The following is a 23,123-nucleotide window of genomic DNA, read 5'->3' on the forward strand; positions in this document are numbered from 1 at the left end:
TTTATCGTTATTAATCCCTTTACCGTTACCATCCCATCACAGCTTTAACAAACGGAATGGTTAAACGTCGCTGGGCCTGCAGCGAATTCTCATCCAATGTATCCAGCAGCCCCAGCAGATCACCCAGCTTTCTAGGGGCCCTGCGCATGATGAAGCCGGCAACATCCTCACTCATCACCAGCCCGCGCTGCTCTGCCCGGGCCATCAGGATTCGCTGCCGATCCTCATCCCGGTACACGCCCAACTGAATGAGCAAACCATGCGCCAGACGAGATCCCAGGTCTGCCAGTCCGAACGGCAGCGAAGCGGGCACCTCGGACAGACTGACCACCAGCAGACCATTACGATCCAGCACCCGGTTGTACAGGTGGAAAACCGCCTCCTCCCAGCCGGGATCACCCGCGGCATGCTCCAGATCGTCAAGACAGATCACATCATGACTGTCCAGGCCCGCCAGGGCGTCCGGGCCGAACGGCAGCAGCTCGACAATGCTGATGCAGACGGCGGTTTTTCCCATCTGCTCGGACTCATGGCAGATCGCCTGCAACAGATGACTTTTGCCGGTATCGGAATCGCCACAGATCACCACTACCGGAAGCCCCGACGGCTCCCGGCACACCAGCTCCAGCCGCTGTGCGGCCGAACGGTTACGGTCGCCGTGAAAGTTGTCGAAGCGGGCATCGTCCCGGAGCTTGACCCCCAATACCATTTGTGAGGCTTTCATGACCGCTTCGCCCTCCAGGCCCGCAAACTCCAGACTGCAACATAATGGCCCCCGCTCACCAGCACGCTGACGGCAACCAGCCAGATCCCGGTGTCGATGACCCAGGGCTGCATGGGCAAACCCGCCAGCAGGATGATAATGGCGAGCGCCACCAGTATCTGGACAAACGTGTTGATCTTGCCCGGAATACTGGGTTCCATATCGAAGCGGCCGATGCCGTAATGAAAAGCCAGGCCGCCGCAGACAATGACAAGATCCCGACCCAGCACCAGGGCAAACAGCCACAGCGGAAGTACACCGGTAATGGTGAGCATGAGGTAGGCCGAAATCAACAGCGCCTTGTCCGCGAGAGGGTCGGCCACAGCACCAAGCCGGGAGCGCCAGTTGAAATGACGGGCCAGAAACCCGTCAAAGGCATCGGTCAGTGCGGCAACGAAGAATATCACCAGAGCCAGCCGGTAGTTACCTTCCAGCAGTGCGCCGGCGAACGGCACGATCAGCACCATTCGCAGGAATGTCAGTGCATTCGGGATCCAGCGCCACTGCCTAGAACTCACCGGGCCGCCTCCATCAAGCCATCAGCTTCGGTCGCCGCCAGTGGCGCCGGGAGCGGGTTGCCAGCGGTAATAAAGTACCTGGTACAAAGACTCAAAAGCCTGTTCGGCATCCTGCTCATCGCCCGGAGCCAGGGGCTGATAGCTGAACCCAGCCGTCTCAGCACTATCCTGCGCATCCGTTCCGGCCGGTGCTTCGGTCTCGTTCCGGGAACCGGCCTCGCCTGTTTGCGCCGCACCATCCCCTTCCGAGCCAGTAGCCTGGCTGTTCTTGCTGGCCGTTATCGGCTCTGCAGGCTGCTCCGCCGGCACAAATCGTGCGTCCAGCGCGATATGCTCCTTCAACTGGTCAAGTTCTCCGGAGAATGCCACCTCCACGGTCAGCCGGTTGCCACGAACCCGTGACGCACCAACAGACACTACCGGAGTCATGTCCTGCAGTGCCCGGGTCACCTGGCCGTAATCTGCCAGCGTCGTTACACCCTCAAGCACCATATCAACTTTCGGAGCCTCACCCGCCTCGCCGGCTGTGACCGCATATCGGCTGGCGTATTGCTCTGTCCAGCGATCGATTAAAGCTTGCGCCAACTGTTCCGGCGTATCGGCATTGACCGACTGCTCACCTGCATCGAGCCCCATGCCTTCAACCACCCAGCCTGCGCGCCATTGGCCGCCGGAACGACTGATACGAACCAGAGCCAGGGCGTCGTGGGACAGATCGTCTGAAGCTTGCTGGATGCGGCCGACAAACTGGCCCCACAAATCCGACAGCAAGGCCCGGTCACCGGCATAGGTCTCCGGCGGGAAGGCGATGGGCAGACCGCGATCGGCCGCTGCTGATAAGAGATGTTGTGCCCAGAGCCCCTCATTACTTCCCGGCGCTGAATCCGCTGCACGGGTCAGTAATTGCCGGTCTCCCCGGTCTTCCACGGCAATCCAGGCCAGCGTCAGGGGGCGGTTGGCGCCCCATACCGGCGCCTGCACAGACGCCAGCGCGCGGTTGACCCCGACGGCTCCGAAACTCATCTGCAAACGTGACTGCCCCGCGGTACGGTTCACCTGATAAGACAGCAACATGGACTCGGCGTCTGCCAATACCTCGTCTATCCCTTCGAGTTCCAGCACCTCACGGGTTCCGGACACCCTCACCATTACCTGACGCAGCCCTTCAGCGTATCCGGCCTTCAACGTATCCGCCGAAGTGCCTGCAACCGGAACATCGGCCGCGTAGAGTCCCGACACGCTGACCGCCGATGCCGGGCCGGCCGAGAGTACCCAACAGACTGCCGCCAACAGAAACGCAGCAACTCGCCCGTTCCTGGCTGTTTTCACTGATTCGGTCATGAAACACCTTGCCATTCCCATGGTTGGCGCACAGGATACACCATCACCAGAGCCGAGAGTAGCAAGCACAGGTTGCAGTCAGGCAATCTGAAACCGGCAATATTGCCTGTGCTCCCAATTCCATTTGGAGCCCCCGTGCGCACCTGTTAAAATCCGCGCCTTGACTCACAGGCCTACGGTTATTTTCCATGAGCGAACAGAAGCCCTCCCTGACCTACCGCGATGCCGGCGTGGACATCGACGCAGGTAACGATCTTGTCAACCGAATCAAGAGTACTGCAGCGCGCACCCGTCGCCCGGAAGTACTCGGCGGCCTCGGCGGCTTTGGCGCCATGGTATCGATTCCGGCAGGCTACAAAGAGCCCGTACTGGTTTCTGGCACGGACGGCGTAGGCACCAAGCTTCGGCTTGCCATGCAACTGCAGAAGCATGACAGCATCGGCATCGACCTGGTGGCCATGTGCGTGAATGACCTGGTGGTCGGCGGCGCCGAGCCTCTGTTCTTTCTGGACTACTACGCAACCGGCAAACTGAATGTCGACGTTGCCGCTCAGGTAGTTGAAGGCATTGGCCAGGGTTGTGAGCAGGCCGGATGCGCTCTGGTTGGTGGCGAGACCGCCGAGATGCCGGGCATGTATGAAGGCGACGATTACGATCTGGCCGGCTTCTGTGTAGGCATTGTGGAGCGTGACAAGATCATTGACGGTAGCCGCGCGCAGCCGGGTGACGCCCTGCTGGCGCTGGGCTCCTCCGGCCCCCACTCCAACGGCTACTCGCTGATTCGCAAGATTATCGAAGTCAGTGGCGCAGACCTGAGCCAGTCAATGGGCGACACCACACTGGCCGACGCCCTGATGGCGCCCACACGCATCTATGTGAAGAATCTGCTTCAACTGATTCGCGAAGTCGATGTTCGGGCCCTTTCGCACATTACCGGCGGCGGCCTGCCCGAGAACATCCCCCGGGTACTGCCCAAGGGCACCATAGCCGCACTCGACACCCAGAGCTGGGAGCTGCCCCCGGTATTCCAGTGGCTTCAGAATGCCGGCGGCGTAGCCCAGGAGGAAATGTATCGCACCTTTAACTGCGGTATCGGCATGGTCATCTGTGTACCGGAAGACCAGAAGGCACTGGCCATGGACACCCTGAATGCCATGGGTGAAAAGGTATGGCAGATCGGCGTAATGGAAGCAGCCGAATCCAGCGATGCTGAGCCCGTTGTTCGCTACGCTCCGGGGCTTTTGACGGCATGAAGGCAGATCCGGCCCCCGTTCCGAAGATCCTGGTGCTCGCCTCTGGCAGCGGCACCAACCTGCAGGCTTTGATCGACGCCACCCGGGAACGCGACTTTCCGGGTGAGATCATTGCCGTTGGCTGCAACAAACCGGGCGCGTTTGCCCTGGAGCGCGCCGCCCAGGCCAATCTCACCACCTTTGTGGTCGACCATACAAAATATGGCTCCCGAGAAGAATTCGACGCCGCCCTGCTGGCCGAAATCCTTCGCCACAATCCGGATCTGGTGGTGCTGGCCGGCTTCATGCGGATTCTGACCAGCGACTTTGTCCGCGCATTCCGTGGCCGGATGCTTAACATTCACCCTTCCCTGTTGCCGGCCTACACCGGACTGAACACCCACCAAAGGGTCCTGGAAGCCGGTGACCGCACCCACGGTGTATCCATTCACTTTGTGACCGAGGAACTGGACGGCGGGCCGGTCATCGCCCAGGCGGAAGTTGCCGTGGCAGAGGATGACACTCCGGAGTCCCTGGCGGAAAAAGTTCAGCAACAGGAGCACGTGCTCTACCCCATCGTCGTGCGCTGGTTCTGCGAGGGTCGCATTCAGCTGGGCGCTGAGGGCGTTCTGTTTGACGGCGCGCCCATCGAGCGTCCCATGCGACTGCCGGCGAACTGAACAGATTGTCATCACAAGGCCTCGCCGAACCAACTACACTGTCGCTAGCGTAGACGGTCAAAGAGGCTTTTTGATGCACACAGACACCCCCCACAAACCACGTTTTCAGCTCTGGGCAGCCCTAATTGCCGGCATGATTGCGCTGCCGGCGTCCGCCGCCGATGTAGATTACGCCCCTCTGGTGCCCTATGAGGCCCGCTACACCGCCTCCATGTCCAAAGGCGTCAGCCTCAACGGCGAGGGTGTTCGGGAACTGACAGACCAGGGCAATAACGTCTGGCTGTACCGTACGGATGTCGACTCCTTCATCGCCGATATCAACGAATCACTGATTTTTCGCTGGGAAGATGGCCAGGTAATCCCCCTGCGCTACCGCTATCACCTCTCCGGCTTCCTGATCAAGGATCGCAAACAGTCCATTGATTTTGACTGGCAGGCAGGCACTGCCACCGGCAGCTATCGCGGCGAGAAGTTTGAAGTCGAGTTACGGGATAAGACCCTGGACCCACTGGGCTACCAGTTACAGCTCCATCAGGATCTCAAGGCGGGCAAACGCGATGTCACCTACCAGGTGCTGGACAAGGGGGATTACGACGACGACCGCTTTGCTGTCATCGACGAAGATAGCCTGAGCGACCATGGCCGCACCATGAATACCCTGAAGGCAGAAAAGGTCCGGGACGAAGACTCCAAACGCCAGACCCTGATGTGGTTTGATCCGGCCCGGGATTACCTGCTGGTTCGCCTGCTCCAGGTAGAGCCGGACGGCAGCGAGTACGAGCTGAAACTCAAAGACGCGACACTGGCCGACTAACCGGCCAGTCCCTGCTCGGCCCACACCGCTTTTACTTCTTCAGCAATGATTCTCAGGCCCTCAGCCACCCGGGCATCGTCCTGCGAATAGGTGACCCTGAGGCACTCATGGCGATGACGCCAGCCATCCTCGGGCAAGCCCGGGAAGAAATAATGCCCGGAGACCACCAGCACACCCCGAGCCTTGAGACGCTGATAAAGCTCCAGACTGGAGACTGGCAAATCCGGGAACCAGAGCCACAGGAACATGGCGCCTTCGGGCTTGTGGATGTACCAGCGGCAACTGTCTTCGCCCATGGCGTCCCGGAACACCGATACCGCCCGCTCCATTTTTGCTTTATAGAACGGGCAAACCACATCCCGGCTCAGGGACAGAATCTCTCCGGAGCGCACCAGCGGTTCTGCCAGCATCGCACCAAAGCTTCCGGTGGCCAGGTTCATGATGGCGTTGATACCCGACAATGCCTTGATAATGGACTCTTCGGCAATAACAATCCCGGTTCGCGCCGCCGGCAAGCCCAGCTTTGACAGGCTCAGACACAGGATAACCTGCTCGTTCCAGCTCGGCTGCGCGTCGACAAACAGCAGGCTCGGAAATGGCGTTCCATAGGCTCCGTCGACAATCAGCGGAATATCGTTTTGCCGGGCCAGTTCTTCCAGTCGGGCCAGTTCTTCATCGGTAATCACATTCCCGGTGGGATTGGTTGGCCGGGAGACACAGATAGCGCCGGTTTCTCCGGTCACCTCCACGGCGTCAAAATCCACCCGATATTTGAATTCATGGGCATCGGTAAACGAGATGTCCGGCTGTACCGCGTGGAACAGCCCCTGCTCAATGCCGGCATCGGCGTAGCCAATGTATTCAGGCGCCAGAGGCAGCAGGATATGCTTGTGATGGCCATCACCGTAGTCGCCGCCAAACATGTTGAAAAGCATGAAGAAGGCGGCCTGACTGCCGTTGGTCAGCGCAATGTTTTCGGGCTTCAGGCCCCAGCCGTATTCCTGATTCAGCAACTGGGCCAGGGAGGCAATAAACTGCTTTTCCCCCTGAGGGGGATCGTAAATACCCACCAGCCGACGTACGTCCGCCTCACTGGAGGCCATCTCCCCCAGAATGCTCTGAACTCTCTGCTGGATCTCCGGGATGTGGCCGGGGTTACCGCCGCCCATCATGATCATGTCTTCACCGGAGGCCATGGCATTCCCGAGATCGTCCATCAGGGAAGTAATGCCGGCATCAGCGGTGAATTTACGACCGAAAGCAGAGAGTTTCATGATTCATTCCGTTCAATAAAGTACTGAGGGAGGTTACAGGCAGTGTAGCTCGGTTGCCTTATGTCAGCCTTCCAGGGAGATACCCAGGTTACTGACACCGTCGTTGGCGGCACCGGCTCGCAATTCAGCCAGGAAGGCTTCTTTGGGTGTTCGCTGCTTTTTCAGCGCCATGACGGTGTCGCGCTGAAACAGTTTGTCGTCCTTGAGCAGTGGATGGTGCTCAAACACGCGCACCAGTTCGTTTTCATCCAGCCCCTCACCTTCGGACATTTCAACAAAATCCATCACGGTGCGGGTCGCCAGCTGAGAGGCTTCGGTGGCGCGATGCTTGTTCGGGTTCAGACGGTTCAGCAGCGCCTGCTCAAGCAGCTGGCAGAAATCGAAGGCCGGGTAGACACCGTAGGCATCGTACTCGTCGACATTGGGGCACAGGGCTTCGAGTTTGCTGAGCAGCTGCGGGATCGCGGCATCGGCCACGTCTTTCTGGAGCATGTCCCAGGCCAGATCGAGCAACTGGCGCATCTTGCCGCCGGTTTTCAGGCCAACGGCGTCGGCGAACAGGGCGTAGTTGGGAAATGAACGTTCGGCCAGGGCCAGCAGGAAGGCGCATTCGCGCCAGCCCTGCAGTTGTGAGACGGCTTTGAGAAACTGGTTGGCGTTCATGTCCTGGGCAGGGTCACGCCGGTCTGGCCAAGGTACTTGCCGCCGCGGTCTTTGTAGCTGGTTTCACAGATTTCGTCGGATTCGAAGAACAGCATCTGGGCAACGCCTTCGTTGGCGTAGATTTTCGCTGGCAGGTTGGTGGTGTTGGAGAATTCCAGGGTTACCTGACCTTCCCACTCCGGTTCCAGCGGGGTGACGTTCACGATGATGCCGCAGCGTGCATAGGTGCTTTTGCCCAGGCAGATAGTGAGTACGCTTCTGGGGATGCGGAAGTACTCAACGGTGCGTGCCAGAGCGAAGCTGTTCGGCGGGATGATGCAGACGTCGCCGGTGTAGTTGACGAAGCTGTTTTCGTCGAAGTTCTTCGGGTCTACGGTGGCGCTGTGGACGTTGGTGAAGATTTTGAATTCGTTGCTGCAACGTACGTCGTAGCCGTAGCTTGAGGTGCCGTAGGAGATGACGCGGCCTTTTTCGCTTTCCCGAACTTGTCCGGCTTCGAAGGGTTCGATCATGCCGTGCTGTTCGGACATCCGGCGGATCCACTTGTCGGATTTGATGCTCATGGGTGAATTCTCGTTTCCAGCTGGGAAAATTGGGGCGTAGTTTACCTTGTCGTGCGGTGACTGTCGAAGATATAGGACTGGTTGCCCAACACCGCGCACTGGGGGCTGCGCCATCAGGCCCTTCTGTCCAAAAACCGCTACGAGCACTTCCCTGTGCGCTTCTCTCCGGCCATCCATGGCCTCCGACATTTTTGGACAGAAGGGCCTGATGCCGCGAACAGACTATGGAGCTGGAGTCCCTCTGTACCCGGTCTTGGTTAATGCTCCGTCACGGAAACACTGGAAATCGTCCCACCAAGATTCCGCTCGCGGGTGGACAGCTCCGCCCCCACCCTTCTGGCGATGTCGCGGTAGCGTCTTGCCACTTCCGAATCCGGCTCGGCAACCACAGTCGGGGCGCCGCTGTCGGTCTGTTCGCGGATGGTCATGTGCAAGGGTAGCTGGCCCAGGAGGGTGGTTTCGTATTCTTCCGCGATGCGTTCGCCACCGCCGTGGCCGAAGAGGGGTTCTTCATGGCCGCAGTTGGAGCAGATGTGGACGCTCATGTTTTCGACTACGCCCAGCACCGGGATGTCGACTTTGCGGAACATTTCGATGCCTTTTTTGCCGTCCAGCAGGGCGATGTCCTGGGGAGTGGTGACGATGACGGCGCCGGTGACCGGGACTTTCTGGGCCAGGGTGAGCTGGATATCGCCAGTGCCGGGAGGCATGTCGATGATGAGGTAGTCGAGTTCATCCCACAGGGTTTGCTGGAGCAACTGCATCACCGCACCGCTGACCATCGGGCCGCGCCAGACCATGGGGGTTTTGTCGGTGGTGACGAAGGCCATGGAGTTGGCTTGCAGGCCGTGGGCCAGCATGGGGACGAAGTATTTGTTTTCGCGTACGTCCGGGCGTTTGCCTTCGGGTACGCCGAGCATCATGCCGATGCTGGGCCCGTAGATATCGGCGTCAAGGATGCCGACCCGGGCGCCTTCGGCGTGAAGGGCGAGAGCGAGGTTGACGGCGGTGGTGGATTTGCCCACGCCGCCTTTGCCGGAGGCGACTGCGATGATGTTTTTCACACCGGGGACGGCCGGCAGGTCTTTGTTAGTTTTGTAGCTGTGGATTTTCTGGGCTACGTGTACTTCGGCACTTTCAACGCCATCGACAAATTCCAGAGCGTTGGCGACGATCTGTTTCAGACCACCAGCGATGCCTTTTGAAGGGTATGGCAGTTCGACCATCAGGGTCACGTTGCCGCTGTCGTCTGCGCTCAGGTTTTTGACGGCTCCCAGTTCGTACAGGTCTTTGTTCAGGTAGGGGTCCCGGTATTCGCGAACGGCGGCTTCGAGGGCCTGTTGGGAAATCTGGGTCATCGGGGTCTCCGGAATAAGCTCATAAGCTTGAATGCAGGTGAAAAATGATGGCTCGGAAGGTATCATCTGTGCCCGTTTCTGACCATATGGGGTCTTTACCTGGAACAATCAATTGCGATTGGCGCCGGAACCCCGTTTTTGTCTTTCCAACCCGACTCAACATAAGGTTCGGACATCACCATGACGCAAGCGAGCAAGCAACAGCGCGATATTCTGGTTACCAGCGCCCTGCCCTACGCCAACGGGCCCATTCATCTGGGGCACCTGCTGGAATACATTCAGACCGATATCTGGGTGCGCTTCCAGAACATGCGCGGCCACAACTGCTACTACGTTTGCGCAGACGATGCTCACGGCACCGCCATTATGCTGCGGGCCGAGCGTGAGGGGATTACCCCGGAGCAGCTGATCGACCGGATTCGTCAGGAGCATCAGGAAGATTTCGCGGGCTTTCACATCCGTTTCGACAATTATTACTCCACGCACTCGGAGGAGAATCAGTACTTCTCGGAGTACATCTACCGCCAGCTCAAGGACAATGATCACATTGCCACGCGCAAGATCACGCAGTTCTTTGATCCGGAAAAAGAGATGTTTCTGGCGGATCGTTTCATCAAAGGCACTTGTCCCAAGTGCAAAACCGAAGACCAGTACGGTGATAACTGTGAGGCCTGCGGCGCCACCTACACACCCGCCGAGTTGATCAACCCCCGCTCTGCGGTGTCTGGCGCCACCCCTGTGGAAAAAGAATCCGAGCATTACTTCTTCAAACTGCCGGAGTTCCACGATTTTCTGAGCAAGTGGACGCGCAGCGGTGCTCTGCAACCCCAGGTGGCCAACAAGCTGGCCGAGTGGCTGGATGCGGGCCTGCAGGAGTGGGACATCAGTCGGGATGCGCCCTATTTCGGGTTTGAGATCCCGGATGCACCAGGTAAGTACTTCTACGTTTGGCTGGATGCACCTATCGGCTACCTGGCCAGCTTCAAGAACCTGTGCAACCGCGAGGGCATCGATTTCGAGCATTTCTGGAAGAAGGATTCCAGTGCCGAGGTGTACCATTTTATCGGTAAGGACATCATCAATTTCCATGCCCTGTTCTGGCCCTCGATGCTGCACGATGCGGGCTTCCGCACGCCAACCGCGGTTTGGGCCCACGGCTTCGTAACGGTGAACGGCAAGAAAATGTCCAAGTCCCGCGGCACCTTCATCATGGCCCGGACCTACCTGGACCATCTGAACCCGGAGTACCTGCGCTACTACTTCGCCGCGAAGCTGACCGGCGGTGTGGATGACATGGACCTGAACCTGGAAGACTTTGCTGCCCGGGTGAATTCAGATCTGGTGGGCAAGGTGGTGAACATTGCCAGCCGCAGCGCCGGTTTTATCACCAAGCGCTTTGACGGCAAGTTGGGCAAGGTCACCGAGCAGGACAAGCTGAAAGAGTTTATTGATGCCGGTGAACAGATTGCAGAGTTCTACGAAGCCCGTGAGTTCGGCCGCGCCATGCGTCGGATTATGGAGCTGGCAGACATTGCCAACCAGTACGTGAATGATGAGCAGCCCTGGGTGATTGCCAAACAGGACGGCCAGGATGACCAGCTGCAGGCTATCTGTACCAACGCCATCAACATGTTCCGCCTGCTGATGACCTATCTGGCACCGGTACTGCCGAAGACCGCTGATGCAGCCCAGTCGTTCCTGAATTCACGTCTGGACTGGAACAACCGTGCCGCCCTGCTCGAAAACCACGGCATCGACAAGTTCAAGCCGCTGATGAACCGGGTGGATATGGACCAGATCGAAAAAATGCTGGAGGCCTCCAAAGAGGAACTGCCGGCGGCCCAGGGCGACAGCAAGAAAGAGGCGGCAAAGGATCTCGAACCGATCGCCGAGGAAATCGAGTTCCCGGATTTTGCCAAGGTGGATCTGCGGGTCGTCAAGATTGTCAAAGCAGAACATGTGGAAGGCGCTGACAAGCTTCTTCGACTGACTCTTGACGTGGGGCATGGCGAACGCAACGTGTTTGCTGGTATTAAGTCCGTCTACAAACCGGAAGATCTGGAAGGTCGTATGACCGTGATGGTCGCCAACCTCAAACCCAGAAAGATGAAGTTCGGTATGTCCGAAGGCATGGTGCTGGCGGCCGGCCCCGGTGGTAAGGATATTTTCATTCTGTCTCCGGATTCCGGCGCTGTGCCGGGCATGCGGGTGATGTAAAGCAGAGACTGAGACGCTCCGATGACAGAGTATTTACTGATTCTGGTCAGCACCATTCTGGTGAACAACTTTGTGCTGGTGCAGTTCCTTGGGCTGTGCCCTTTCATGGGCGTTTCCGGGAAACTGGAAACCGCCATGGGCATGTCGCTGGCAACCACGTTCGTGCTGACCCTGTCGTCGGTGTGCAGTTATCTGGCCTACACCTACCTGCTGGCCCCGCTGGATCTCGCTTTCCTGAAAACCATCACCTTCATCCTTGTGATTGCGGTGGTGGTACAGTTCACCGAAATGGTGGTACGCAAGACCAGTCCGCTGCTGTATAGGGTTCTCGGGATTTTCCTGCCCCTGATCACCACCAACTGCGCGGTATTGGGTGTAGCCCTCCTGAACCTCAACAAAAACAACAACTTTGTGGAATCTGTGCTTTACGGCTTTGGCGCCGCCGTCGGCTTCTCCCTGGTGCTGGTGCTGTTTGCCGCCATGCGCGAGCGCATTGCCGTATCCGATGTGCCGGTGGCCTTCCGGGGCGCGGCTATCGGCATGATTACCGCAGGGCTCATGTCGCTGGCTTTCCTGGGCTTCACCGGCCTGGTCGCGGTCTGACGGAGCGGTTGTTATGTGGACGAGTTTCCTGATTGCCGTTGTGGTCCTGCTGGCGCTTGCCCTGGTCTTTGGCGGGCTACTGGGGTTTGCCTCTGAACGGTTCAAAGTTGAAGGCAATCCACTGGTAGACCAGATTGATTCGCTGCTGCCGCAAACACAGTGCGGCCAGTGTGGCTTCCCCGGCTGCCGGCCCTATGCCGAATCCATTGCCAACGGCGACGCCATCAACAAATGCCCGCCCGGTGGTGAAAGCACCATCAAGGCGCTGGCCGATCTGCTGGATGTAGAGCCACAACCGCTGGACGCAGAACACGGTGTCGAGCAGGCCAAACGGGTGGCTGTTATTCGCGAGGATGAATGCATCGGCTGCACCAAATGCATTCAGGCCTGCCCGGTAGACGCCATTCTGGGCGCCGCCAAGCACATGCACACCGTTATCGAGAGCGAGTGCACCGGCTGTGACTTGTGCGTGGAACCCTGCCCGGTGGACTGCATCGACATGATCACCATTGAGCCGGATATCCGTACCTGGACCTGGACACCTCCAGCGCCCCAAATCATCACCACCGATCGCCAGGGAGCCAGCGCCTGATGACTCAGCTGTGGGATTTCACCGGCGGCATTCATCCGCCCGAGAACAAGCATCAGTCCACGGCCCGCCCGATCCGCAAGGGCGCCATGCCCGATCGCCTGGTATTGCCATTGCAACAACACATTGGCGAACCGGCAGAGTTGGTGGTTGCGGTGGACGACCGGGTACTCAAGGGTCAGAAAATCGCAGACGTTACCAATGGCATGGGTGTGCCGGTGCATGCTCCCACTTCGGGGGTGATCGAAGCCATTGAACAGCGTCCGGTTCCCCACCCGTCCGGTATGGCGGACTGGTGCGTGGTACTGAAACCGGATGGCGAAGACCAGTGGTGCGCCCTGTCACCGATTGACGATTACAAACAACTTGAGCGGGAAGCGGTGCTGCAGCGAATTCGCGAGGCCGGCATTTCCGGCATGGGGGGCGCCGGTTTCCCTACCGATATCAAGCTGAGGCCACCAAGGGATCGCAAGGTCGATACCCTGATTCTCAACGGCGCGGAGTGCGAGCCCTACATCACCGCCGATGACATGACCATGCGCGAGCAGGCCGCCGAGGTGGTTGCCGGCCTGAAAGTGATGGCGTGGATTCTCCGGCCTTCCCGGTGCGTTGTCGGCATTGAAGACAACAAGCCCGAGGCCATTGCCGCCATGCGCAAGGCGGTGGCGGGCACTCAGATTGAAATTGCGGTGGTGCCCACCAAGTACCCGTCTGGTGGTGAAAAACAATTGATACAGATTCTGACCGGCCAGGAAGTCCCCAGTGGCGGTATTCCTGCCGATATCGGGGTGATGTGCCAGAACATCGGAACTGCAGTCGCCGTGGGCCGTGCTGTCTTTGAGGGCAAGCCGCTGATATCCCGTGTGGTAACCGTTACTGGCGAGGCGGTGCGGGAACCCGGCAATTTTGAAGTCCTGATCGGCACGCCGATCCATCACCTGCTCGAAACGACAGGGATGGCGCAGGAACGTCTTGACCGGCTGATTCTTGGCGGCCCCATGATGGGGTATACCCTGACCACCGATTCCGTGCCCGTGGTAAAAACCACCAACTGCGTGATCGCGGCAACCGCGGCAGAACTGCCGGCTCCGCCGCCAGAGCAGCCGTGCATCCGTTGTGGACAGTGCGCCGAGGCGTGCCCCATGGAACTGTTGCCGCAGCAATTGTTCTGGTATTCCAAGGCGGGTGAATTCGAGAAAGCAGAACACCTGAACCTGTTCGACTGCATCGAATGCGGAGCCTGTTCCTACGTCTGCCCCAGCTCCATTCCTTTGGTCCAGTACTATCGGTTTGCCAAAGGCGAGATTCGCACCCAGCGCGCGGAACAGCTGAAAGCGGATCGCGCTCGCGAGCGCTTCGAGGCACGTCAGGCCCGCCTGGAACGGGAGCAACAGGAAAAGGAATTACGGCGCAAGGAGCGGGCCAAGGCTGCTGCCGAAGCTCAGGCCAAAAAGCAGGCGGAAGCCGAAATGGCCGCCGCCGATGGCCAGGCAAGCGACGACCGGGCAGCCAAAGCCGCCCTGGTACAGCAGGCCCTGGAACGCAAGAAGGCCAAAACAGCCGCCGACACCAAAGAGCAACCGGTACCGAGCAGCACTGAAGTGGCCGATGACAAACCCGACATAGAGGCGCTGGAGAAGCAACTCACCCAGGCAGAAGCCAAGCTCAACACCATGCAGGGCATGCTCGATGAGGCCCGGTCTCAGCAGGCGGATAATGTTGAGAAACTGGAACGTGCTGTCGCCAAGAACCATGATCGGGTGCAACGGGCTCAGCAGGCGCTTGATCAGGCTCGCAAGCAAGTGGCGGAAGAACCCGCGTCGTCTCAATAATTCAATCAGGCTGGAACTTCATGGCTCTTGTTCAACAGTCCTCACCCCACGCTCGTCGCGCGCGGCCCACGTCACAGGTCATGCTCTGGGTCATTCTGGCCGCTCTGCCCGGCCTGCTGGCCCAGACTCTGTTCTTTGGCTGGGGCAACCTGATCAATGTCATCTGGTGCATTGCCCTGGCGCTGGGCTCTGAAGCCGCCTTCCTGAAGCTGCGCGGCAAACCCGTCGCCTTTTTCCTGCGTGACAACACCGCAGCGGTCACCGGCCTGCTGCTGGGGCTATCCCTGCCCCAGTTCACGCCCTGGTGGGTATCCGGTATTGCCGTGGTCTCAGCAATCGTAGTGGCCAAGCAGCTGTACGGTGGTCTGGGCTCCAATCCCTTTAACCCGGCCATGGTGGGCTATGCCCTGGCATTGATCTCGTTTCCGGTCGCCATGACCACCAACTGGGCCGAAGCGGCCACGCTCTGGGGCGGCGCACCCGGCTTAGGTGAAACCCTCGCGAAGATTTTCACTGGAAGCCAGACCGCCGTCGACGGCTGGACCATGGCAACACCGCTGGACGAATACAAACACAAGATTGCCAGTCACACGTCAGTGGAAGTACTCGGCCACCCCACCTTTGGCGACCTGATTGCCCGGGGCTGGGAGTGGGTCAATCTGGCCTTCCTGGCCGGCGGCGTCCTGCTGATCGCCCTTAGAATCATAACCTGGCATATTCCGGTTGCCTTCCTGGCCGGTATTGCCGCCATGAGCCTGGCCTTTGGCAGCAACGCCGACCAGTACGCGCCTTTGCAACTGCACCTGCTGGCCGGTGGTACCATGCTTGGCGCGTTCTTTATTGCCACCGACCCGGTTTCGGCAGCCACCAGCCATCAGGGCAAGCTGATATACGGTGCCGGCATCGGTATCCTGGTGTACCTCATTCGCAGTTGGGGTAACTATCCCGATGCAGTCGCGTTCAGCGTGCTACTGATGAACTTCGCGGTCCCGTTTATCGACCATTACACACCACCCCGCACTTACGGCCATCACAAGGCCCGCCGGGGTGTCCCGGGCCGGAGTGGAGGTTGACCATGAGTGCAGTAACCACCGCCATCCGTCGAAGCGCCATCGGCCTGGGCCTGTTTGCCATTATTACCGGCGGCACCATTGCCCTGACTCAGGGGCTGACCAAAGACCGGATTCAGGAGCAGGCTGCCCGCGCCGAGGCCAGGGCACTGTTCGAGATTATTCCGGAAAGCCAGCATGATAATGACCTGCTGAAAGATGTGGTCGCCCTGCCCGCCAGCGAGCGGCTACCCGTTGAAGGCCCCTTGCGGGCCTGGGTTGCCCGAAAAGACGGCCGACCTATCGGCATGATACTGCCCACCGTGGCGCCAGACGGCTACTCCGGGAATATCCGCCTGTTGGTTGGCCTGGATCTTCAAGGCCGGGTGTTGGGCGTTCGGGTCACCAGTCATAAGGAAACACCGGGGCTCGGCGATCGTATCGAGACCCGCAAGTCTGACTGGATCTATGGGTTTGACGGTAAGTCTCTCGGTAATCCTGCCCCCAACGCCTGGAACGTGAAGAAGAACGGTGGCATCTTCGACCAGTTCACCGGTGCCACCATCACTCCGAGAGCGGTGGTGAAAGCGGTACAGAAAACCCTGGTCTATTTTCGCCAGAACCGTGAGATCATCCGCGAACGGGTGAACGCGCCCCCGGAGCCCGGTAAACGCCGCCTGTCTCCGGAAGCCATTGCCGCCGATACTCAACCAGCGGAGCACTCCTGATCATGAGCACGAAAACGTCCAGCGAAATCATCAAGGATGGCCTCTGGCACAACAACCCTGCCCTGGTACAGGTTCTCGGGTTGTGTCCGCTGCTTGCCGTCACCAGCACGGTCGTCAACGCCATCGGCCTGGGCCTGGCCACACTATTGGTGTTGATGGGCTCAAACCTGTCGGTCTCTCTTATCCGGAACTTCGTCAGCGAATCCGTTCGACTGCCGGCGTTCGTCATGATCATTGCCTCGTTCGTAACCTGCGCCGAACTGCTGATGCAGGCGTTTACCTATGAGCTGTACCAGATTCTCGGCATCTTCATCCCGCTGATCGTTACCAATTGCGCCATTCTTGGCCGTGCCGATGCCTTTGCTTCCAAGAATCCACCGTTACCGGCCATTCTGGACGGCGCCATGATGGGGATCGGCTTCCTGGCGGTATTGATAACGCTGGGCGCCATGAGGGAACTGGTCGGCCAGGGCACGTTGTTCGCCGACATGCACCTGCTCCTCGGCCCCATGGCGGCGGACTGGGTCATCCGGCCGTTCGAACAGTACCCCGACATGCTGTTCATGGTGCTTCCACCAGGCGCCTTTGTGGGCCTCGGGTTGTTGATTGCCCTGAAGAATGGCATCGACAATCACGTCAAAGAACGCAGAAAAGCCGCCGAACCCGCTCCGGCCAGCACAGGTAGCAAACGTGTGCGCGTAACCGGCACTATTTCCTGAACCAGATCGGGCCAGCATGAACAAAGAAAAACGTACCGAGATTTTCTCCCGGTTGCGGGAGGCTAACCCCAATCCGACCACAGAGCTCAATTACAGCACGCCATTTGAGCTACTGATTGCGGTCATTCTCTCCGCTCAGGCCACAGACGTAGGCGTGAACAAGGCCACCGACAAGCTGTTCCCGGTAGCGAACACGCCCGAGGCCATTCTTGCCCTGGGCGTTGACGGCCTGAAGGAATACATCAAGACCATCGGCCTGTTTAACAGCAAGGCCGAGAATGTGATCAAGACCTGCCGCATTCTGATCGAGAAACACGGCAGTGAAGTCCCGGCCCGGCGGGAAGACCTGGAAGCCTTGCCCGGCGTCGGCCGTAAAACGGCTAATGTGGTGCTGAACACAGCGTTCCGGCAGCCAGCCATGGCCGTGGACACCCACATTTTCCGGGTCTCCAACCGTACCGGTATCGCGCCGGGCAAGAATGTACTGGAAGTCGAGAAACGCTTGGTCAGGCTGGTGCCGAAAGAGTTCCTGATGGACGCTCACCACTGGCTGATCCTGCACGGCCGGTATACCTGCACAGCCCGAAAGCCGAAATGTGGCGCCTGCATAATTGAGGATCTGTGCGAATTCAAGCAAAAGCGGGACTACCAGTAAACTGTCTTGAAAGCGAACTGACAGGAACAAAAAAGCCGGCGAATGCCGGCTTTTTCAGATCTGGGTTGCGATCAACGCTGGCCCAGCATTTTCTCTTTCAGGTCTTCCTGGGCGGGCTTGTCTGACAGCCAGATACCAAACAGCGCCTTCTTGAACTCCAGGCCACCAACGGTATCTTTCTGCTCGCCGTTCTTGAGTACGCGAACGCCTTCGCCGGGCAGGTAAACCAGATCAAACACATCACCTTCGGTGATCTCTTCCTGGAATACCGCCATGAACTGGTCCACATCCGACTGGATAGCAGACAGGTCACCATCGGTGGATGCCTTGAAGCCGTCCATGGTCGCCTCGGTCATGCGCTCGCTGGTGATCATCCCCGAGGTAATGTGCAGCGTGATGGCCTGGGGCTCATCAGCGTTGATAACCGCTTCGCCATCGCTCACCTGTTCAGGTACATAGAGACCACCCACATAAAGATCCATAAACCACTTGGAACGGGTGCCGGCGCCATTGAGCTTGAGTTCCTGCCCCATGGCAGAATAGGTATCGGGCACATCGACGTCCCCTACGGTCAGGGCGGAAGCCGGGGCTGACAGAACACCGGTTAGCAAAAGGGATGCAAATCCTGCAGTAAGAGCCTTCTTCATAGTCCTTTCCTTTCGATCGTTATTATTGAGTGTTTCATTCGACACCAGGGCGACTCCCTAGATCTGCCCGGTGGCCCATTCTAACAACGAACTTTGCGGGCTGATCGCCACCTGGTTCTCATTTGCCGCCACATTTAACAAAAAAGCCGACCATGTTTCCATGGCCGGCTTTTTCACTGATCTCGTCAATCCAGTCTATTTGAACAGCAGACTTCCGGACAATCCCTCTTTCTCAAGGATCTCCCGCAGGCGACGCAAGGCTTCCACCTGAATCTGCCGCACCCTTTCCCGGGTCAGGCCAATCTCCTGGCCAACCTCTTCCAGGGTACTGATGGGATAGCCCCTCAGCCCGAAACGGCGGGAAAGCACTTCCTGCTGTTTGTCGCTGAGCTGATCAATCCACTTCTCCAGGCATGAACACATGTTGTTGTCCTGCAGCAGATCCGCAGGATCCGACGCGCCCTCATCGGCCACGGTATCCATCAGGGACTTGTCACTGCCAGCCCCGATCGGAGTGTCCATGGAGGCAACGCGCTCGTTGAGGCCGAGCATGCGTTTTACGTCGTCAACCGGCTTGTCGACCATGCGGGCAATTTCTTCCGCGGTCGGTTCATGGTCCAGTTTCTGGGTCAGCTCACGGGCGGCCCGCAGGTACAGGTTCAATTCCTTGACCACATGAATCGGCAGACGGATGGTGCGGGTCTGGTTCATGATGGCTCGTTCGATGGTCTGGCGAATCCACCAGGTAGCGTAGGTGGAGAAACGGAATCCACGCTCGGGATCGAACTTCTCAACCGCCCGAATCAGCCCCAGGTTGCCTTCCTCGATCAGATCAAGCAGTGTCAGCCCACGGTTGACGTAGCGGCGCGCAATCTTGACCACCAACCGGAGATTACTCTCGATCATGCGCTTACGGCCGCTCTCTTCGCCTTTACGGGCAAGCCGCGCGAAGTACACCTCTTCTTCCGGAGTAAGCAGGGGAGAAAAACCAATTTCGTTGAGGTACAGCTGAGTGGCATCCAGCTGCTTCTGGTTGGAGTAGTACTTTCCCTGTGCGGGAAATCCGTCTTCGACTTCTGCAGTTTCGTCTTCAGCAGAAGCTTTTTCAGGCTTGTCTTCGGCTAACAGTTGATCGTCGGCGTCTTCCAGATCTGCTACGCGATCAATGATGATATCTTCCTGTTCTACTGACATTGTTTACCCCGCCTCTCAATAATCCTGTTGTCACCCGCTACTTCTTTTTATTCCGGGAGTGTTTCAGTTTTGGTTTTCTTCAGGACATTTACTTGTTGGCTGGCAATTACCGTTGCCGTTTTTGTTCTTCTGTTTCGCGGTTTCAGTCAGGCTGTTGGGTAATACCCTCCGGGCCTCGGGCCCGTGCGCGTTTTTCAGCGCCTTGGCAAATACCTGGATGGATCTACCGGGTTGCCATTCTTGCGTATCTCGAAATGCAACTTCGGTTTGTCGGTTCCGGTATTGCCCAGTTCGGCGATTACCTGTCCAGCTTTCACACCCTCCCCTTCCTTTACGAGAATTTTCCGATTGTGTGCGTAGGCGCTCAAATAATGTTCGTTATGGTTCACGATAATCAGATTGCCATAACCTAGCAACCCGTTTCCTGCGTATACCACGCTTCCATCAGCCGCCGCCTTGACAGCATCACCGGGATTGCCGGCGATATCAATGCCTTTATTGACTTTGCCAGACGAAGAAAAGTTTGCAATTACAGTGCCAGAATGCGGCCAGTGCCACCGCACATTGGCCACCACCTGACTAACGGATGACCTGGCCGTCGGAGCGGAGGTCGCGGGTTTGGCAGCCGGTTTCGACACCGTCGCGCGGGCACCTGAACGGGAAGGGGGTGGTGATGCCGCGGGCCTGGAGGGCGCGGTCGTCCGCGCGGTCCGGGGGATCGTGCCCTTGCGATCGAGTCGAAGCACCTGCCCCGGACGAATATTCCAGGGCGGCCCGATGCCATTGGCATTACCCAGCTCCCGATAGTCCCGGCCGTACTGCCAGGCGATCCGATACAGGGTTTCGCCCTTTTTGACCACATGGGAGCCCCAGTAAACCGGGGGGTTATACAGATCGTCCTGATAGATTGCACTGGTATTGCAGCCAGAGAGCACAAGCACGGCGACGACCAGAAGCGCCGTCATGAGGGCCCGGAACAATGGAGGGCTCCGGCGCTCAGAAGCCGGGACTTCAGACCACCAAACGGGGAAATGCTCAAATTGAATGCGCCCGTTAAAAAGAGTCACGTATTAAAAGCTGCCCGGTTATGAAAAATCCGTCTTAAGAATAGCCCTGATTTTATCCAGTTTCTTATCATTCAGGACTAACTTACTAATATATTGCACGATTATCGGGCAATTCCAAGTTACCCTGTGCACAGGATTGTTACCCTCGGGAACAGTCTTTTTGTGCGCCAGGTAACGCTTTCTCTTGCTCAGGCAGAACCACTCTCCGCAGGCGTTGCCTTTTTGCCGACCAATTCAATCACTAATACCAACGCCAGCCCGAGCGCCGCCATTAACACCGCCAGCAGAATCTGGGGATCCTGCCCGTAAAGCGTTGTCCAGGTTTCCGGTGTCACCGGGGTCTGGCTCAACGGTACCTGATGCCCGGCACTGTTGGTACGCCAGCTGAGGGTTTCCTGCCAGGGCCAAACCTTACTCAAGGCGCCCACCATAAAGCCGGTGAGCAGCGCTAACACAGTGTCGTGAAAATGCCGAAAGGCCAGCGTAATCAGGCGCGCAACCGACAACAACCCAATCAGGCAACCCAGCACAAACAGCCCCAGATGGATCAGTTCAAGATTTTTGATCGCGGCAAGAACGGGGGCGTACATGCCGATAATCAACAGCAGGAAGCTGCCAGAGATTCCGGGCAGAATCATGGCGCAGATGGCCAGCGCGCCAGCTCCAAGGAAGGCAATACCCGTGGGCGCAAGTTCACTGGCCGGCAAGGTCGTCACCCACCAGGCAAAGACAGCCCCCGCCACAAACGGCACGAGCAAACCGGCCCGAGGGCGCTGGATCTGCTGACCAACATGCCAGACCGAGGCCACGATCAAACCGAAAAAGAAGCTCCATATCAGAACCGGCTGGGTTTCGAGCAACCAGGTAATAACAGAGGCCAGACTGGCAACACTCGAGACAATCCCCGCCAGCAGGCACACCAGAAATGTTCCGTCGATGGCTCGCCAGAAGCCGGCCACATTACCCCGCACCAGTTGGCGCACAAAGGCTACGGGCGCGGCACTGATGGCCTCCAGCAAGCGGAAGTAGATACCGGTGATGAAGGCAATGGTGCCACCGGAAACACCTGGCACAATATCCGCGGCACCCATCGCCATGCCCCTCAGAAATATCGCAGGCAGGCGGTGATGATACTCAGTCTGGTTTTGGTCTGTTTCCGACACCGACGGTTCTGACATTAACGGATAACTCCCCCCAACAAAGGCACAAAATGCACCGGTTCAAGGTTGTGGCGCTCAAAGCGATTGCCTTTGCGGATAATCTCAACCAACACCTGATTCTCTTCCCCCACCGGGGCTATCAGCACGCCACCATCGGCCAGCTGATCCAGCAGTTCTCTGGGAACTTCCACCGGGGCTGCCGTTACGATGATGCCATCGAAGGGCCCTCGTTCTGGCCAGCCCATACCACCATCCGCATGTTTAAGCAGGACATTGCGCACGTTTAACTGGCGCAGCCGGTCCCGGGCACGATCCTGGAGCGGGCGGATACGCTCAACACTGTAGATCTCGGGGAACAGTTGCGAAAGCACGGCCGTCTGGTAGCCGGAGCCGGTCCCCAGTTCCAGCACCCGTTGCGGCGCATGGGCCAGCAACAGCTCAGTCATCCGGGCGACGATGTAGGGTTGGGAAAGAGTCTGGCCATGCCCGATGGGCAGCGAGGTATCCTCGTAGGCCCGGTGTGACAACGCTTCATCCAGAAAGATATGCCGGGGCACCTGGCCAATCACCTCAAGCACCCGGTCAGACTCTATTCCCCCCTCACGCAGACGCTGCACCAGACGCATGCGCGTGCGCCGTGAGGTCATGCCGATGCCTTCGAGCTGGGCCGTCATGACTGACCTCCGGTAGTCATATCCAGACCGTCAACCCATTCCCTGAGGCCGGACAAGGCTTCGTGCCGGGTCATATCGATGTGCACCGGGGTGATGGACACATAGCCCTCACGCACCGCATGAAAATCCGTACCCGGGCCTGCATCTCCGCCCTGCCCCGCTGCCCCTATCCAGTATCTCTGCTTGCCTCTCGGGCAGGTCATCGGCACCGCACCCTCGGCCCGTTCACGGTGTCCCAGACGGGTCACGCGGAACCCGCTAAGCTGTTCCCAGGGCAGATCCGGCACATTTACATTGAGAATGGAACGGGGGCCCAGTTTCAGGGCCTGCTTGTACTCCAGCAACAGCCGCACTACCCGGGCAGCCGTGTCGTAATGGAAGTGGCCATTGTTGACCAGCGATACAGCAATGGCAGGCAGCCCCAGATGGCGCCCTTCTGTAGCAGCAGCCACTGTGCCCGAGTAGATGATGTCATCACCAAGATTGGCGTGGGTATTGATGCCCGACACCACCCGATCAAACGCCGTGTCGAACAAACCGTTAACGGCCAGGTGTACGCAATCTGTCGGCGTTCCGTCGACAGACCGGAAACCATTGGGGTGCTGCTCTACTGTAAGAGGTCGGTTCAGTGTCAGGGCATTACTGGCACCACTGTGATCCCGGTCCGGGGCAACAACTTCCAGCTCCCCCAGGCCCTTCAGACCCTCATACAGCGCCACCAGACCCGGCGAATGAACGCCATCGTCGTTGGACAACAGAATTCGCACAATTATCTCCGCTAGC

At 58.5% G+C, this 23,123-nt stretch carries 24 protein-coding genes; 11 read left to right on the top strand and 13 right to left on the bottom strand.

Translation table 11 applies throughout. The features are described 5' to 3' along the window. Positions 1–25: 25 nt before the first annotated feature. Genes hda through ACSSVV_RS17370 form a run of 3 tightly spaced genes read right to left on the bottom strand, consistent with a single transcriptional unit; the run spans position 26 to position 2,622 of the window. Entirely contained in the window at positions 26–724 is a 699-nt protein-coding gene (gene hda / locus ACSSVV_RS17360) for a DnaA regulatory inactivator Hda (protein ID WP_014421894.1), read from the bottom strand. Continuing rightward, positions 721–1,281 carry a CDP-alcohol phosphatidyltransferase family protein gene (locus ACSSVV_RS17365; RefSeq protein WP_036149062.1) on the bottom strand — a complete coding sequence of 187 codons (561 nt, stop codon included), beginning with the start codon at positions 1,279–1,281 and terminating at the stop codon, positions 721–723. The genes hda and ACSSVV_RS17365 overlap by 4 nt, the downstream gene beginning before the upstream one ends. Before the next feature lie 21 nt (positions 1,282–1,302). Then, complete coding sequence (locus ACSSVV_RS17370; RefSeq protein WP_022991710.1) at positions 1,303–2,622, bottom strand: DUF2066 domain-containing protein; 1,320 nt, start codon at positions 2,620–2,622, stop codon at positions 1,303–1,305. Between the two features lie 188 nt (positions 2,623–2,810). Between ACSSVV_RS17370 and purM the strand changes: the two genes are divergently transcribed. From purM to ACSSVV_RS17385, 3 genes are all read left to right on the top strand, one after another. Beyond that, positions 2,811–3,875 (top strand): phosphoribosylformylglycinamidine cyclo-ligase, encoded by a 1,065-nt coding sequence (gene purM, locus ACSSVV_RS17375; protein ID WP_014421896.1) that lies wholly within the window; start codon positions 2,811–2,813, stop codon positions 3,873–3,875. Next, on the top strand, positions 3,872–4,534 hold the full coding sequence (gene purN / locus ACSSVV_RS17380) for a phosphoribosylglycinamide formyltransferase (RefSeq protein WP_014421897.1): 663 nt from the start codon (positions 3,872–3,874) through the stop codon (positions 4,532–4,534). The genes purM and purN overlap by 4 nt, the downstream gene beginning before the upstream one ends. A 73-nt stretch (positions 4,535–4,607) precedes the next feature. Further along, positions 4,608–5,348: a DUF3108 domain-containing protein gene (locus ACSSVV_RS17385; RefSeq protein WP_022991709.1), complete on the top strand. Its 741-nt coding sequence runs from the start codon at positions 4,608–4,610 to the stop codon at positions 5,346–5,348. Here the strand turns inward: ACSSVV_RS17385 and ACSSVV_RS17390 are convergent. The 4 genes from ACSSVV_RS17390 to apbC form a co-directional block, all read right to left on the bottom strand. Next, the gene (locus ACSSVV_RS17390) at positions 5,345–6,622 is read right to left on the bottom strand and encodes a valine--pyruvate transaminase (RefSeq protein WP_022991708.1); all 1,278 of its coding nucleotides are present in this window, start codon (positions 6,620–6,622) and stop codon (positions 5,345–5,347) included. The two genes, ACSSVV_RS17385 and ACSSVV_RS17390, sit on opposite strands and share 4 nt — an antisense overlap. A gap of 63 nt (positions 6,623–6,685) precedes the next feature. After that, the gene (locus ACSSVV_RS17395) at positions 6,686–7,285 is read right to left on the bottom strand and encodes a YjaG family protein (protein ID WP_022991707.1); all 600 of its coding nucleotides are present in this window, start codon (positions 7,283–7,285) and stop codon (positions 6,686–6,688) included. Continuing rightward, on the bottom strand, positions 7,282–7,848 hold the full coding sequence (dcd, locus tag ACSSVV_RS17400) for a dCTP deaminase (RefSeq protein WP_011784457.1): 567 nt from the start codon (positions 7,846–7,848) through the stop codon (positions 7,282–7,284). Before dcd ends, ACSSVV_RS17395 begins: the two co-directional genes overlap by 4 nt. Before the next feature lie 257 nt (positions 7,849–8,105). Further along, positions 8,106–9,206, bottom strand: coding sequence for an iron-sulfur cluster carrier protein ApbC (gene apbC, locus ACSSVV_RS17405; RefSeq protein ID WP_022991706.1), 1,101 nt, complete (start codon positions 9,204–9,206; stop codon positions 8,106–8,108). Between the two features lie 180 nt (positions 9,207–9,386). Here apbC and metG point away from each other — a divergent pair, with 180 nt between their 5' ends. The 8 genes from metG to nth are packed head-to-tail and all read left to right on the top strand — an operon-like array spanning position 9,387 to position 17,598. Further along, positions 9,387–11,423, top strand: coding sequence for a methionine--tRNA ligase (gene metG, locus ACSSVV_RS17410; protein WP_454106655.1), 2,037 nt, complete (start codon positions 9,387–9,389; stop codon positions 11,421–11,423). Positions 11,424–11,444: 21 nt separating this feature from the next. Further along, positions 11,445–12,026: an electron transport complex subunit RsxA gene (rsxA, locus tag ACSSVV_RS17415; protein WP_014421904.1), complete on the top strand. Its 582-nt coding sequence runs from the start codon at positions 11,445–11,447 to the stop codon at positions 12,024–12,026. A gap of 13 nt (positions 12,027–12,039) precedes the next feature. Then, on the top strand, positions 12,040–12,618 hold the full coding sequence (gene rsxB / locus ACSSVV_RS17420; RefSeq protein ID WP_022991704.1) for an electron transport complex subunit RsxB: 579 nt from the start codon (positions 12,040–12,042) through the stop codon (positions 12,616–12,618). After that, positions 12,618–14,447 carry an electron transport complex subunit RsxC gene (gene rsxC, locus ACSSVV_RS17425; protein WP_022991703.1) on the top strand — a complete coding sequence of 610 codons (1,830 nt, stop codon included), beginning with the start codon at positions 12,618–12,620 and terminating at the stop codon, positions 14,445–14,447. The genes rsxB and rsxC overlap by 1 nt, the downstream gene beginning before the upstream one ends. Positions 14,448–14,467: 20 nt before the next feature. Then, positions 14,468–15,520: an electron transport complex subunit RsxD gene (rsxD, locus tag ACSSVV_RS17430; protein ID WP_031211406.1), complete on the top strand. Its 1,053-nt coding sequence runs from the start codon at positions 14,468–14,470 to the stop codon at positions 15,518–15,520. A 2-nt stretch (positions 15,521–15,522) separates the two neighbouring features. Further along, positions 15,523–16,224: an electron transport complex subunit RsxG gene (rsxG, locus tag ACSSVV_RS17435; protein ID WP_031211407.1), complete on the top strand. Its 702-nt coding sequence runs from the start codon at positions 15,523–15,525 to the stop codon at positions 16,222–16,224. A gap of 2 nt (positions 16,225–16,226) precedes the next feature. Next, positions 16,227–16,943, top strand: coding sequence for an electron transport complex subunit E (locus ACSSVV_RS17440; RefSeq protein WP_022991700.1), 717 nt, complete (start codon positions 16,227–16,229; stop codon positions 16,941–16,943). 16 nt (positions 16,944–16,959) lie between these two features. Next, positions 16,960–17,598, top strand: coding sequence for an endonuclease III (nth, locus tag ACSSVV_RS17445; RefSeq protein WP_014421910.1), 639 nt, complete (start codon positions 16,960–16,962; stop codon positions 17,596–17,598). A 71-nt stretch (positions 17,599–17,669) separates the two neighbouring features. On the opposite strand, the gene ACSSVV_RS17450 is transcribed toward nth, so the two are convergent. The 6 genes from ACSSVV_RS17450 to surE form a co-directional block, all read right to left on the bottom strand. Continuing rightward, positions 17,670–18,245, bottom strand: coding sequence for a chalcone isomerase family protein (locus ACSSVV_RS17450; RefSeq protein ID WP_011784447.1), 576 nt, complete (start codon positions 18,243–18,245; stop codon positions 17,670–17,672). Between the two features lie 195 nt (positions 18,246–18,440). Then, the gene (gene rpoS, locus ACSSVV_RS17455; protein ID WP_011784446.1) at positions 18,441–19,439 is read right to left on the bottom strand and encodes an RNA polymerase sigma factor RpoS; all 999 of its coding nucleotides are present in this window, start codon (positions 19,437–19,439) and stop codon (positions 18,441–18,443) included. A gap of 194 nt (positions 19,440–19,633) precedes the next feature. Continuing rightward, positions 19,634–20,419, bottom strand: coding sequence for a peptidoglycan DD-metalloendopeptidase family protein (locus tag ACSSVV_RS17460; protein WP_023011372.1), 786 nt, complete (start codon positions 20,417–20,419; stop codon positions 19,634–19,636). Positions 20,420–20,694: 275 nt separating this feature from the next. Further along, positions 20,695–21,684, bottom strand: coding sequence for a DUF368 domain-containing protein (locus ACSSVV_RS17465; RefSeq protein WP_023011373.1), 990 nt, complete (start codon positions 21,682–21,684; stop codon positions 20,695–20,697). After that, entirely contained in the window at positions 21,684–22,340 is a 657-nt protein-coding gene (locus ACSSVV_RS17470) for a protein-L-isoaspartate(D-aspartate) O-methyltransferase (RefSeq protein ID WP_014421914.1), read from the bottom strand. Before ACSSVV_RS17470 ends, ACSSVV_RS17465 begins: the two co-directional genes overlap by 1 nt. Next, positions 22,337–23,107, bottom strand: coding sequence for a 5'/3'-nucleotidase SurE (gene surE / locus ACSSVV_RS17475; RefSeq protein WP_014421915.1), 771 nt, complete (start codon positions 23,105–23,107; stop codon positions 22,337–22,339). Before surE ends, ACSSVV_RS17470 begins: the two co-directional genes overlap by 4 nt. Positions 23,108–23,123: the final 16 nt, after the last annotated feature.

This window comes from Marinobacter sp. MBR-105 (assembly GCF_053628895.1).

What these genes read in the sequence shown, in the direction of transcription:
- ACSSVV_RS17465 (WP_023011373.1), bottom strand. Translation starts at nt 21,684, where the DNA reads ATGTCAGAACCGTCGGTGTCGGAAACAGACCAAAACCAGACTGAGTAT.
- purN (WP_014421897.1), top strand. Translation starts at nt 3,872, where the DNA reads ATGAAGGCAGATCCGGCCCCCGTTCCGAAGATCCTGGTGCTCGCCTCT.
- nth (WP_014421910.1), top strand. Translation starts at nt 16,960, where the DNA reads ATGAACAAAGAAAAACGTACCGAGATTTTCTCCCGGTTGCGGGAGGCT.
- ACSSVV_RS17370 (WP_022991710.1), bottom strand. Translation starts at nt 2,622, where the DNA reads ATGACCGAATCAGTGAAAACAGCCAGGAACGGGCGAGTTGCTGCGTTT.
- rpoS (WP_011784446.1), bottom strand. Translation starts at nt 19,439, where the DNA reads ATGTCAGTAGAACAGGAAGATATCATCATTGATCGCGTAGCAGATCTG.
- apbC (WP_022991706.1), bottom strand. Translation starts at nt 9,206, where the DNA reads ATGACCCAGATTTCCCAACAGGCCCTCGAAGCCGCCGTTCGCGAATAC.
- ACSSVV_RS17390 (WP_022991708.1), bottom strand. Translation starts at nt 6,622, where the DNA reads ATGAAACTCTCTGCTTTCGGTCGTAAATTCACCGCTGATGCCGGCATT.
- purM (WP_014421896.1), top strand. Translation starts at nt 2,811, where the DNA reads ATGAGCGAACAGAAGCCCTCCCTGACCTACCGCGATGCCGGCGTGGAC.
- rsxA (WP_014421904.1), top strand. Translation starts at nt 11,445, where the DNA reads ATGACAGAGTATTTACTGATTCTGGTCAGCACCATTCTGGTGAACAAC.
- rsxC (WP_022991703.1), top strand. Translation starts at nt 12,618, where the DNA reads ATGACTCAGCTGTGGGATTTCACCGGCGGCATTCATCCGCCCGAGAAC.
- ACSSVV_RS17450 (WP_011784447.1), bottom strand. Translation starts at nt 18,245, where the DNA reads ATGAAGAAGGCTCTTACTGCAGGATTTGCATCCCTTTTGCTAACCGGT.
- rsxB (WP_022991704.1), top strand. Translation starts at nt 12,040, where the DNA reads ATGTGGACGAGTTTCCTGATTGCCGTTGTGGTCCTGCTGGCGCTTGCC.
- ACSSVV_RS17440 (WP_022991700.1), top strand. Translation starts at nt 16,227, where the DNA reads ATGAGCACGAAAACGTCCAGCGAAATCATCAAGGATGGCCTCTGGCAC.
- hda (WP_014421894.1), bottom strand. Translation starts at nt 724, where the DNA reads ATGAAAGCCTCACAAATGGTATTGGGGGTCAAGCTCCGGGACGATGCC.
- rsxD (WP_031211406.1), top strand. Translation starts at nt 14,468, where the DNA reads ATGGCTCTTGTTCAACAGTCCTCACCCCACGCTCGTCGCGCGCGGCCC.
- rsxG (WP_031211407.1), top strand. Translation starts at nt 15,523, where the DNA reads ATGAGTGCAGTAACCACCGCCATCCGTCGAAGCGCCATCGGCCTGGGC.
- metG (WP_454106655.1), top strand. Translation starts at nt 9,387, where the DNA reads ATGACGCAAGCGAGCAAGCAACAGCGCGATATTCTGGTTACCAGCGCC.
- ACSSVV_RS17470 (WP_014421914.1), bottom strand. Translation starts at nt 22,340, where the DNA reads ATGACGGCCCAGCTCGAAGGCATCGGCATGACCTCACGGCGCACGCGC.
- dcd (WP_011784457.1), bottom strand. Translation starts at nt 7,848, where the DNA reads ATGAGCATCAAATCCGACAAGTGGATCCGCCGGATGTCCGAACAGCAC.
- ACSSVV_RS17385 (WP_022991709.1), top strand. Translation starts at nt 4,608, where the DNA reads ATGCACACAGACACCCCCCACAAACCACGTTTTCAGCTCTGGGCAGCC.
- ACSSVV_RS17395 (WP_022991707.1), bottom strand. Translation starts at nt 7,285, where the DNA reads ATGAACGCCAACCAGTTTCTCAAAGCCGTCTCACAACTGCAGGGCTGG.